The sequence below is a fragment of the Christensenella sp. MSJ-20 genome, assembly GCF_044357945.1.
GTDB lineage: Bacteria > Bacillota > Clostridia > Christensenellales > QAND01 > QAND01.
The window spans coordinates 1,159,235-1,171,315 of the sequence record NZ_CP076563.1 but is presented as its reverse complement, the minus strand read 5'-3'; the positions used below and the strand labels follow the sequence as shown (position 1 = coordinate 1,171,315).

7 protein-coding genes are annotated in these 12,081 nt (G+C 58.8%); 4 read left to right on the top strand and 3 right to left on the bottom strand.

Translation table 11 applies throughout. The features are described 5' to 3' along the window. Positions 1-240 precede the first annotated feature (240 nt). Positions 241-4,191, top strand: a complete 3,951-nt coding sequence (locus KP626_RS05955) for an efflux RND transporter permease subunit (protein ID WP_395975749.1) — start codon at positions 241-243, stop codon at positions 4,189-4,191. Positions 4,192-4,875: 684 nt separating this feature from the next. Here the strand turns inward: KP626_RS05955 and KP626_RS05950 are convergent. After that, positions 4,876-5,127, bottom strand: a complete 252-nt coding sequence (locus KP626_RS05950) for a helix-turn-helix domain-containing protein (RefSeq protein ID WP_395975747.1) — start codon at positions 5,125-5,127, stop codon at positions 4,876-4,878. 149 nt (positions 5,128-5,276) lie between these two features. On the opposite strand from KP626_RS05950, the gene KP626_RS05945 reads away from it, so the two are divergent. From KP626_RS05945 to KP626_RS05935, 3 genes are all read left to right on the top strand, one after another. After that, on the top strand, positions 5,277-5,501 hold the full coding sequence (locus KP626_RS05945) for a hypothetical protein (RefSeq protein ID WP_395975745.1): 225 nt from the start codon (positions 5,277-5,279) through the stop codon (positions 5,499-5,501). Between the two features lie 311 nt (positions 5,502-5,812). After that, complete coding sequence (locus tag KP626_RS05940) at positions 5,813-6,250, top strand: GNAT family N-acetyltransferase (RefSeq protein WP_395978971.1); 438 nt, start codon at positions 5,813-5,815, stop codon at positions 6,248-6,250. A gap of 118 nt (positions 6,251-6,368) precedes the next feature. Next, positions 6,369-7,787, top strand: a complete 1,419-nt coding sequence (locus tag KP626_RS05935; RefSeq protein ID WP_395975743.1) for an MATE family efflux transporter — start codon at positions 6,369-6,371, stop codon at positions 7,785-7,787. A gap of 135 nt (positions 7,788-7,922) precedes the next feature. Here KP626_RS05935 and KP626_RS05930 read toward each other — a convergent pair whose 3' ends face one another. Continuing rightward, positions 7,923-8,126: a helix-turn-helix domain-containing protein gene (locus KP626_RS05930; RefSeq protein ID WP_395975741.1), complete on the bottom strand. Its 204-nt coding sequence runs from the start codon at positions 8,124-8,126 to the stop codon at positions 7,923-7,925. A 240-nt stretch (positions 8,127-8,366) separates the two neighbouring features. Beyond that, positions 8,367-11,891, bottom strand: coding sequence for a pyruvate:ferredoxin (flavodoxin) oxidoreductase (gene nifJ / locus KP626_RS05925; RefSeq protein ID WP_395975739.1), 3,525 nt, complete (start codon positions 11,889-11,891; stop codon positions 8,367-8,369). Positions 11,892-12,081: the final 190 nt, after the last annotated feature.

Genomic DNA, 12,081 nt, shown 5'->3' with positions numbered 1-12,081 from the left:
CATCCGGGAACGGTCAGTTAAATTCTATACCCCTGGGCGCTGTCATGCAAAGGAAAGACGGCATTCTTAATCATTTTTCATAATATAACCTTATATCTTAATAACCATTTCGTTGCGCCCGTGGGGGAATTGCAGTACAATAAGCTACATGAAAAATCGGGGACCGGTGTCGCCGGGAGCCGTCTAAGTTCTAGCGTGCCCATTTCATCGGCCGCTATCCAAAGCTGGGGGAAAAACCATATGTTTGCAAAATACAGTGTACGGCGGCCTATGACGGTGTTTGTTGCGGTGATCATGGTGATCATCCTGGGGGTCATTTCCTTTACCCAGATGCCCACGGATCTACTGCCCAGTATCGATTTGCCCTATCTGGCGGTGATCACCACCTATCCCGGCGCCAACCCCGAGAAGGTAGAGCAGACGGTGACAAAGCCTCTGGAGAGCAGCCTCTCCACGGTGGGCGGGGTGGAGAAGGTCACCAGCATCTCCCAGGAAAACAGCAGCATGGTGGTCTTTCAGTTCAGCTATGGCACCAACATGGACAGCGCCATGATTGAGATGAGCAACAAGGCGGATATGGTCAAGGCCACCCTGGACGACGGCGTGGGCGCTCCGGTGCTGATGAAGATCAACCCCGATATGCTGCCGGTGATGGTGGCCAGCGCGGATGTCTCCGGCAAGGGCATCGAGGAGACCAGCGCCCTGGTGTCCGAAACGGTGATCCCCGCCCTGGAGCGGATCGGCGGGGTGGCGTCGGTAACGGGGATGGGATTGGTGGAAAAACAGCTGACCATCACCCTGAGCCAGGAGAAGATCGACGCCCTGAACCAGCGGGTGCTGGACGCGGTGGACGGACAGCTGGACGAGGCCCAATCCCTCATCAACCAGGGGCTGGGAGAGATCGAAAACCAACGGAGCCAGCTTGCGCAAAAGGCCCAGGAGGAAGGGAATAAGCTGGACGAGGCGGAGAACGCCCTTACCGCCGGCAAGGATCAGGCGCTAGAGGGCCTGGGCAAACTGTCCGCAACCCGTACCCTTTTGCAGCGAACCCTTCAAGAGACCATGGCCCAGCGGGATCAACTTAAGACCCTGGTGGAGGGCAAAGCATCCCTGCCCGCCTTAAACGCGCAGATAGAGAGCGCGCGGCTGGGCCTCTCCGCTCTGGAGGGGGAGATCACCGGGCTCAAAGAGGAGATCGATCAAGCCAAGCTTGAAAAGCAGGGCTATGAGGCCGAGCTGAGCGCCCTGCCCGACCTCCCTGAAAACACTGCCCGCAGGGAGGAGCTGCAGACCCTTATCGCCGGTTGCGATACCACCATCGGCCAAAAGGAAGCGGCCCTTTCCGGCAAGGAAACCGATCAGAAGAAGCTGTCCGCCGGCCTAACCACCCTTACGATCCAGCGGGATGCCATTGTATCGGCCCTTGCCGCCATGGGCGATCCCACCGATGAGGAACTTGCCCAGTCCCTTGCCGCCATGGATCAGGCCATCTCCGCCACCCAGGCCACTTTAAACGACCTGACCGCCCAGGAGGGGGACTTATCCGCCGCGCTTACCGGTCTCAATGAAAAGCTGTCCGCCATCCGAGTGGGCCGAAACCAGCTGAACCTAGCGCTGAGCCAGGGAACGGCGGCTTTGGCGTCGGGGGAACAGCAGCTTCGCCAGCAGTCCGCCCAGCTGGATAGCGCCCGGGAGACCGCCCGGGACCAGGCTGACCTTTCCGGCCTCATCACCCAGCAGACCATTGCCGCCATCTTGGCGGGGGAAAACTTCTCCATGCCTGCGGGTTATCTTACCGAGGATGGGGAGAAATACGCCGTGAAGGTGGGAGACCGGTTCAGCTCCCTGGAGGAGCTTTCGAACCTGACCCTCTTTACGGTTGCCGCCGGGGACGTGGGAGACATCAAGCTGGCCGATGTGGCCGATGTGGCCTTTACCAGCGATAACGGGGGCATGTACGCCAAAATAAACGGCAACGACGGCATCCTGCTGTCCCTGCAAAAGCAGAGTACCGCCAGCACCTCCGAGGTATCCTCCGCCATCCGGGAGGCCATGGAAGAGCTGGAGGCGGAGAATCCCGGCCTCCACATGACGGCCCTAAGCGACCAAGGGGTGTACATCGACATCGTAACGGGATCGGTGCTCCAGAACCTGGCCATGGGCGGTATTCTGGCCATTCTGATTCTGTTCCTGTTCCTCCACAGCCTAAAGCCCACCTTTATCGTGGCGGTGAGCATTCCCATCAGCCTGACCTTGGCAGTGGTGTTGATGTACTTCACCGGGGTCACCCTCAACGCCATCTCCCTGGCGGGCTTGGCACTAGGGGTCGGCATGCTGGTGGATAACTCCATCGTGGTCATCGAGAACATCTACCGCCTTCGTCAGGAGGGCGTGTCCGTGGCCCGGGCGGCGGTGCAGGGAGCCAAGGAGGTGGCGGGAGCCATTGCCGCCAGCACCCTTACCACCATTTGCGTGTTCCTGCCCATCGTGTTTACCCAGGGCATCTCCCGGGAGCTGTTTACCGATATGGGCCTCACTATCGCCTACTCTCTGCTGGCCAGCCTGCTCATTGCCCTTACCATGGTGCCGGCGCTGTCCAGCACCATCCTCAGAAAGCAGGACGAGACCAAGCACCGCCTGTTCGACGGCATGGTAAACCGGTATAGCCGCCTATTGGGCTGGACCCTTTCCCACAAAGCCCTTCTGTTGGTTCTGGTGATCGGCCTTCTGGGTCTCAGCGTGTTTGGAGTGACCCAGATGGGCACCGCCTTTATGCCCGAGACCGATAGCCAGGAGATCACCGTGTCCATGGAAGCGCCCAGCGGCAGCACCCAGGCCGAGACCCGGGCCCTGGGGGACGAAGTCATGGAGCGGGTCATGGCCTTGCCCGGTGTGGAGACCGTGGGCGGCATGCAGAGCAGCGCCACCGGCGGCGGGAATACCATCAGCATCTATGTGCGCCTGGCGGATGATCGGGAACACACCAGCGGCGAAATCGCCCAGATGGTTCTGGACGCCACCGAAGACCTGGACTGCGACGTGACCGCGTCCGGATCCACCATGGACATCTCCGCCATGGGGGGAAAGGGAATCCAGGTGAACATCACCGGGGATGACCTGGACACCCTCCAGTCCATTGCCCAGGATGTGGCGGGGATTCTCAGCAGCGTGCCCGGCACCGCCGATGTGTCCGATGGCATGGAGGATGCCTCCGCCGAAACCCGGATCGTGGTGGATAAGAACAAGGCGCTGGGATACGGCCTTACCGTGGCCCAGGTATACCAGCAGGTGGCGGTGGCCATCACCGCCGAGACCGAGGCCACCACCGTCACCCTGGACGCCCAGGACTACGCTGTGGTGGTAGAACGCGCCGAGGCAGACCTGCCCAGCAGGGATACCCTTATGGATCTCAGCATCACCGGGCAGAAGGACGGGGCCGAGACCGAAGTCGCCCTTTCCGAGATCGCCGTTCTGGAGGAGGGGAAGGAGCTCCAGGCCATCAGCCATTCCGACCAGGTGCGGAGCATCACCGCTTCCGCCATGGTGGACGCTGGCCACAACATCGGCAAGGTGGGCCAGGAGGTGGAGCGTGCCCTGGCGGATTATCAGGTGCCTGAGGGCTACACCATCTCCCTGTCCGGGGAGAACGAGACCATCCAGAACACCATGCGGGACCTGGTTTTCATGGTATGCTTGGCGGTGGCGATGATCTACCTCATCATGGTGGCCCAGTTCCAGTCCCTGTTGTCCCCCTTCATCGTGATGTTCACCCTGCCCCTGGCTTTCACCGGCGGCCTTCTGGCCCTGTGGATCTTCGGGTTTGAGCTAAGCGTCATCTCCATGCTGGGATTCCTGGTGCTGGCGGGGGTCATCGTCAACAACGGCATCGTGTTTGTGGACTGCGTCAACCGTCTGCGGCTGGCGGGCATGGACCGCCGGGAGGCCCTTATTGAGACCGGACGGCTTCGGATCCGTCCCATTCTAATGACGGCCCTGACCACCATTTTGGGCCTGTGTACCCTGGCCTTTGGCATGGGTATGGGGGCGGATATGCTCCAGCCCATGGCGGTGGTCATCGTGGGAGGTCTTACCTACGCCACCCTGCTGACCCTCTTTGTGGTTCCCGTCATGTACGATATCTTCCAGCGCAAATCCCCCCGGGACGTGGACCAGGAGCTGGAGGGCCTCTAGCAGGCTGAGCCTGCACCCTTGTTGCACGCCTTGGCGTGCCAGCAGCCCGTAACCGCTTTGCGTTTGCGATCAGTGTTTTACCGCTAACCATTGTTTGAAAAGAAAAAAAGCCGCTCTTTGAGCGGCTTCTTGCCTATATTGACCACGGGAGCAGCGTCATTTGCCTTCGGCAGTTGGCTTCGGCGTACTTGCCGCCCACTTGTTTTGCGGGTTCGTGGTTCGCTTGTGCTCCCACTTACCTCGCAAAGCCAAGAACCTTCGCCTCCCTTTTTCCGCCACTGGCGGCAGTCGGCTCCACGTTGCACGCCTATGGCGTGCGTGCCTGCCCCTGGCCAACTATCCTATGAACACCAACATCTGCTCTTTATCCAAACCCGTCCCCCCACGTGGGGGTCATGGGGGAAACCTTCCCCGTGTCGTTGGAGGGTTATGGGGCAGGCTGAGCCTGCACCCCTGTTGCAACCGCTTCGCGGTTGCTGGTGTGCCCTTAACCAACCATCCTACAAATGCCAATCTTCTCCTTATAGCCGTACCTGTCTCCCCGCGAGGGGGTCATGGGGGAAACTTCCCCCGTGTCGTTGGGGGGTTATGGGGGAGTGCAGAGGGGGCCTAAGGGGGGCATTGCGAAAGTCCCCCTGGCCCCACTCTGCAAGAAAAGTAAAAAAAGAGCTGCGACTAGCAGCTCTACGTTCTAAACTCTAACAACTTGTATGGCTCTATTTCTAAGGCATCTGCAATATTGAATAGAGCTTCCAGGGAAACCGTTGTAATCATATTGGAAGCTTCAATATTGCTAATATATGTTCTGCTTAAGCCACATCTTTCTGCTAATGCTTCCTGCGTAATTCCTGTTAGTTTTCGGTAATATGCAACATTGAGGCCAAGTTCAATATATCTAGATCTATTTTTATTGCTTATTTTCATCGATCTAGACATTTTCTCACCCCAAAATAAGATTAACTAAATTGCTGGGTTTAATACACAATTTAATAAACATAGATTGCAAATTAAAAATTTATAAATTATACTTAAACAAAGTTGTAAAAAAGTATTGCCAGAGGTTAGTCCATCTAGGAGGTGCCGCCGTGTCACCAATGGAATCCCCCCCGCCCATCAAAAACCTCCGGGAGGTTATGTTCTACCAGTACACCGAGAGCAAGTACTTTGAGTACGCCGAAACCACCCTGTTTACCATGCTCCGCCAGGCCTATATCGCGGGATGGAAGGACAGCGCCGATTGCGCGCCCCGCACCTGGTCCAAACCCGTGCACCGGCCGCGGCGAGAGCGGCGCCGCCGCCATACCGAATAACCACTGCCCATCCCTGGGGTCCTGGAGCTGCAACAGGGCCCCGTTTTTGTCCTCCCTGTTGTTTGTGCCGCTCCAAACCGGCCAAACGGCCGCCGGGCCTGGCCTCCCAGCAACCCTCCGTTGTCTCCCGCAGGGGATCGCGGGGGAAACCTCCCCTATGGCTGGGAGGCCTCCGCCTGAGGCGCCCCATACCTACGGCTTGTATTTTCGCCCTCGCCGGTGCTATCATAAGAAAAAATTGCCGGGAGGCGTGTCCCATGTCCGTAACCGTCAGACCCTATACCGAAAAAGACCTCCCCGCCATGACCTAGATCTGGAACGCCGTGGTGGAGGACGGCATGGCTTTTCCCCAGACCGACCCTCTCAGCCCCCAGGAGGCCGCCGGCTTCTTTGCCGGCCAGTCCTTGTCGGCGGTGGCCCAAGGGCCGGATGGAGCCATTCTTGGCCTGTATATCCTGCACCCCAATAACCTGGGGCGGTGCGGGCATATTGGCAACGCCTCCTATGCCGTCTCCCGGGACAGCAGGGGCCATGGGGTGGAGGAAGCCCTGGTGCGCCATTGCCTGGCTTCCTGCCGGGGAATGGGATTTTCCATTTTGCAGTTTAACGCCGTGGTGGATAGCAACAAAGCGGCCCTTCATCTGTATGAAAAACTGGGTTTTACCCACCTAGGCGTCATTCCCGGCGGGTTTTGGGATAAAACCGGAGCCTACCAGGATATCCACCTCTTCTACATTCAAACCCCATAAAGAAAACCAGACTTTTCCAAACCCTCTTGCATTTTCAACGCCAATGGGATTAATATAGAAACGTTCGTTTCATATGATCTTAATATCCACGGCTTGTGCGTGGAGTGGAGGGGAAATTTTGAAACTCATAAAAATGTCCAAGGAGGACGTGCGGGAAATCAAGGCCATGTGCATCCCGGTGTTCGTGGAACAGCTCACCATCGCCCTGATGGCTATGCTGGTCTCGGCTATGGTAAAGGGATCGGGCATGGCGGCCGTTGCGTCCGTCAACCTGCTCAACTCCCTTACCATGCTGTTCCAGCAAACCTATACGGCAATCGGCGTGGGCGTTACGGTGGTGGTGGCCCAGTACTTGGGCCGGGGGGACACCCAGTCCACCGGCCGGGCAGCCAGCCAGTCCATCATGCTGTCCATCTATTTAAGCGTGGTGGTAGCCCTGGGCTGCTTCGTGTTCATGGAGCCCCTCTTGGGGCTGATCCTGGCGGACTCCGAGCCTCTGGTTTACGCCTATAGCCGGACCTATCTCGTCTATAACGTCCTGTCCCTGCCCTTTATCGCCATCTATACCGTGGCGTCCGCGGCCATTCGCGGCAGCGGATTCCCCCGTACCTCCCTGTGGGCTACCCTGATCCACAACGGCGGCTACGCGGTGATGGCTGCGGTGGCGGTCTATGTGCTGGACACCGGACTGACGGGGGTTAGCATTTCCCTGCTGGCCAGCCGGATTCTTGCGGCGGCCGCCAGCATCTGGCTTTTGATGCGCGGCAACGAGAACATGCGGGTGAACCGCCTGTCCCTCCGGCTCCAAGGGGAGATCATGCGGCCGGTATTCACCGTGGGATTCCCCCTGTTCCTGGAAAACCTGCTGTTCCAGGGCGGAAAGCTCATCACCCAGACCTTCTCGGTGGCCTTCGGCACCAACGCCATCGCTGCCAACGGAATCGTCAACAACATCCACAGCCTGCAGATCGTCCCGGGGCTCACGGTAAGCAACGCCGCGCCGCCCATCGTGGGCAAATACTGCGGTCGGGGGGATAAGAAGGAGGCCAAGCGCAAGGGCGTGCAGTTCCTGGGCCTGGCCACGGTGGCGCTGGCCATTACCAGCCTTTTGATGTACATCTTCCTGCCGCCCCTCACCACCCTGTTTACCGACGCCCCAGAGGTCCAGAACGAGATCATCCATGTGTTCGGCATGATCTGCCTCCTGGTGCCCATCCTGTGGCCTATGGGTTTTGCGCTGCCCTCCATCCTAAGGAGCTCGGGAGACGCCGTGTATACCTCGGCGGTGTGCGTGGGCGCCATGATCTTCATGCGGATCGGCATCGCCTACTACTTCACCCAGGTGATGAAGATCGGCATCAACGGCATCTGGATCGGCATGTACGCCGACTGGGTTTTCCGGATTGTATTCTTCCTGCCCAGGTTTATCAAGGGCAAATGGCTGGATCATGAGCTGATCAAGAGCAAGGCCACGGCCGGGGAGGACGAACCCGCTTCCCAGGAGGACCAGGAGGAGCCTGTTGCCTCGGAGAAATAGCGCCATCCGATTCTAATTGGAAAAACGCCGGAAGCGAAACTGCCTCCGGCGTTTTCTGCTTTCATGCCCTGCCAATTGGATGGAAGAAAAATGAAATATCCGATCGGGAATTTCTCCAAAAATAAAAAATGCCGCTCAGCGGTCCTTTACATACCGAATGACGTCGGAGACCTGGCAGTCCAGAATGAAGCAGATGGTGTCCAGGGTTTTGACGTTCATGTTCATGCCGTGCCGCATGCGATGCAGGGTATGGCTGGAAAAGCCATGTTTGTAGATAAGCTGGTATTCCGTGACGCCCTTGTCCAATAGGGTTTGAAAGAACGGTTCATAGGAAATCATGTTTTCACCTCCTCTTCCTAAACCTAGCATGCTCAATAAATGGATCATGCTATATCTATTGAGCATATTGTTTGGTAAAAGAGAGGGGGAAAATGACAAGCGGAAACCTCTTTCTTTCCCCTGTCCAGTCTGGGGAAAAAGCGGGGATTCGCCAACCCGATTTCAGTCGGTGAAATGAAAAAAACACCCGGCAGGGAATCCCTGCCGGGTGTTTAACGTCTTATGGGTCTTCAGTCTAGGTTAGTCCTGCTTGGCCCGAGCCTCGTAGCCAGCGATCTTATCCTTGGCCTCCTTCTCGGAGCGGGTGAACAGCTCCTCAGCCAGCTCAGGATGTGCGGCGTACAGGGAACGGTACCGCACCTCGCCCATGATGAAGTCGCGGTACCCCTCCTGGGGTGCGCGGCTGTCCAGGGTGAAGGGGTTCTTGCCCTCGTCGGTGAGCGCAGGATTGAACCGGTACAGGGGCCAGTAGCCAACCTCAACCGCCCGCTTAGCCTCGGCAATGGACTTGCTCATGTTGATGCCGTGGTTAATGCAGGGGGCGTAGGCGATGACCAGGGAGGGGCCGGGATAGGCCTCAGCCTCAGCCAGCGCCCGGATGGCCTGGGCGGGATTGGCGCCAATGCAGATGGAGGCCACGTAGATGTAGCCATAGGTCATGGCGATAGCGCCCAGATCCTTCTTCTTGGTACGCTTGCCGCCAGCGGCGAACTTAGCGATGGGGCCGGTGGGGGTGGCCTTGCTGGCCTGGCCGCCGGTGTTGGAATATACCTCGGTGTCCATGACCAGGATGTTCACATCCTCGCCCATGGCCAGCACGTGGTCCAGTCCGCCGTAGCCGATGTCATAGGCCCAGCCGTCGCCGCCGAAGCACCAGATGGACTTCTTCACCAGCTGATCGGCATTGTCCAGGATGATCTGGAGGTTCTCAGCGTTCTTGGCGTCGGCCTGGATGGCGCCGGGAAGGATCTCCTTCAAGGCGTCGGAAGCCTTGCGGCTCATTTCAGCGTCGCCGCGGTTCTCCAGCCAGTTATTCATGGCCTGGGCCACAGCGGCGTCGCAGCCGTTATCCATGCACTCCTTCATCAGAGCGGCAACGTAGTTCTCCCGAGCGCTGGCAGCGATGCGCATGCCGTAGCCGTATTCTGCGTTATCCTCAAACAGGGAGTTACCCCAGGCAGGGCCATGGCCCTTCTCGTTCTTGGTGTAGGGGCAGGTGGGGCTGCTGCCGCCATAGATGGAGGAACAGCCGGTGGCGTTGGCTACGATCATCCGGTCGCCGAAGAGCTGGGTCACCAGCTTGACGTAAGGAGTCTCGCCGCAGCCGGCGCAGGCGCCGGAGAACTCAAACAGGGGCTGCTCAAACTGGCTGTTCTTCACGGTCAGCTTGTTGTAATCCACATCGGGCTTGGGCAGCTTGGCGGAGAAAGCGTATTTCTCGGCCTCGGCGTCCATGATCTCCCGAGCGGGAACCATCACAAGGGCTTTCTCCTTGGCGGGGCACACATCGGCGCAGTTGCCGCAGCCGGTGCAATCCAAGCTGGAAAGCTGCATCCGGAACTGGTACCCGGCAAACTCCTTGCCCATGGCGGGCTTGGTCTCAAAGCCGGCGGGAGCATCCTTCAGATCCTCTTCCTTCACCAGCACGGGGCGGATGCAGGCATGGGGACACACGATGGAGCACTGGTTACACTGGATGCAGTTGGGCAGGATCCAGTTGGGCAGGTTTACGGCAACGCCCCGCTTCTCATACTGGGTGGTACCAGTGGGCACCACGCCGTCGGGGGTAAAGGCGGAAACCGGCAGCTTGTCGCCCTCCTGGATGAGGATGGGATGAACCACGGTGTCGAAGTACTCGTCGCCGGTGGCGGGGGCCACGCTGGCGCCCTCGGTGGTGGTAGCCCAGCTGTCGGGATACTTGATCTCGGTGAGGCCCTCAGCGCCGGCGTCGATGGCGGCGTAGTTCATGTTGACGATCTTCTCGCCCTTTCTGCCGTAGGACTTCAGAGCGGCCTGCTTCATGTAATCGATGGCGTCAGCCTCGGGGATTACGCCGGCAATCTTAAAGAAGGCGGACTGCATGACGGTGTTGATCCGGCCGCCCATACCGATGGACTGGGCGATCTGGATGGCGTCGATGTTGTACACCCGAACCTTCTTCTTGGCGATGATGTTCTTGATAGAGGCGGGCAGCGCCTGCTCCAACTCCGGCAGGGTGTTGTAGGGGCTGTTCAGAAGGAAGATACCGCCCTCTTTCAGGTTGCTCACCATATCGTACTTGTTGAGGTAGCTGGGGTTGTGGCAGGCCACGAAGTCGGCTACATCGATGAGGTAGGGGGACTTGATGGGGCTCTTGCCGAACCGCAGATGGCTGATGGTGATACCGCCGGACTTCTTGCTGTCGTAGACGAAGTAGCCCTGGGCGTACATATCGGTGTGGTCGCCGATGATCTTGATGGAGTTCTTGTTGGCGCCCACGGTGCCATCGGAACCCAGGCCGTAGAACATGCCGCGGAAGGTGCCGGAGGGAGCGGTATCGATGTGCTTCTCCACAGGCAGGGACAGATGGGTTACATCGTCGTTGATGCCTACGGTAAAGCCGCTGATGGAATGCTCAGCATCCAGGTTGTCGTAAACGGCCAGCACCATGGAGGGGTTGAACTCCTTGCTGCCCAGGCCGTAGCGGCCGCCGATGACCTTCACATCGCTCATGCCATGGGCATTCATGACGGTCTGGACATCCTGCAAAAGGGGCTCGCCAATGCTGCCGGGCTCCTTGGTCCGGTCCAGAACGGCGATGCGCTTCACGGTCTTGGGCAGGACGGAAAGGAACGCTTCTGCGGAGAAGGGACGGTACAGCCGAACCTTCAAGCAGCCTACCTTCCGGCCTTCCTTGACCAGGTAATTGACGGTCTCTTCCACGGTGTCGCAGCCGCTGCCCATCACCACGATGACGGATTCAGCGTCTGGAGCGCCCACATAGTCGAAGAGCTTATAGTGGCGGCCGGTGAGCTTGCCAACCTTGTCCATCATCTCCTGGACGATGGCGGGGGTGGCGTCGTAGTACTTGTTGGCAGCTTCCCGGTTCTGGAAGAACACGTCGGGGTTCTGGGCGGTGCCCCGCTCATGGGGATGCTCAGGGTTCATGGCCCGGGCCCGGAAGGCCTTGACGGCGTCCATGTTCACCAGATTCTTGATGTCCTCATAATCGATGGCCTCGATCTTCTGAACCTCGTGGGAGGTGCGGAAGCCGTCGAAGAAGTGGACGAAGGGCACCCGGGACTCCAGGGTGGCCAGGTGGGAAACCAGGGCCAGGTCCATAACCTCCTGGACGGAGGCGGAAGCCAGCATGGCAAAGCCGGTCTGGCGGGCGGCCATCACGTCGCCATGGTCACCGAAGATGGACAGGGCGTGGGAGGCCAGAGCGCGGGCGCTCACGTGGAATACGCAGGGCAGCAGCTCGCCGCTGATCTTATACATGTTGGGGATCATCAGCAAGAGGCCCTGAGAGGCGGTAAAGGTGGTGGTGAGGGCGCCTGCTACCAGAGAGCCGTGAACCGCGCCGGCGGCGCCGGCCTCGGACTGCATCTCGGCGATGTGCATGGGCTGGCCAAAGATGTTGGGTTTGCCCTGGGCGGCCCACTCATCACAGACTTCCGCCATGGGGGAGGAAGGGGTGATGGGGTAGATGGCAGCTACGTCGCTTAGGGCATATGCGATATAGCCGGCAGCGGTATTGCCATCGATGGTCATGGTATGTGCCATTGTGCAAAAACCTCCTTAGTGGTTCTGAATGGTTTCTTTCAAAAACGGAAACCCCGTATCCCGTTTATTATAGGAATACCAGCCGAGCCATGTCAAGGGAGGAAAGGGGCTAACTTGCAGGAAAAACGCCAATTCCCACGGGATTTTTGCCGGAAGGGAAAATCGCCGTTAATCTCCTGAGATTTTCATG

What these genes read in the sequence shown, in the direction of transcription:
- KP626_RS05950 (WP_395975747.1), bottom strand. Translation starts at nt 5,127, where the DNA reads ATGTCTAGATCGATGAAAATAAGCAATAAAAATAGATCTAGATATATT.
- nifJ (WP_395975739.1), bottom strand. Translation starts at nt 11,891, where the DNA reads ATGGCACATACCATGACCATCGATGGCAATACCGCTGCCGGCTATATC.
- KP626_RS05955 (WP_395975749.1), top strand. Translation starts at nt 241, where the DNA reads ATGTTTGCAAAATACAGTGTACGGCGGCCTATGACGGTGTTTGTTGCG.
- KP626_RS05930 (WP_395975741.1), bottom strand. Translation starts at nt 8,126, where the DNA reads ATGATTTCCTATGAACCGTTCTTTCAAACCCTATTGGACAAGGGCGTC.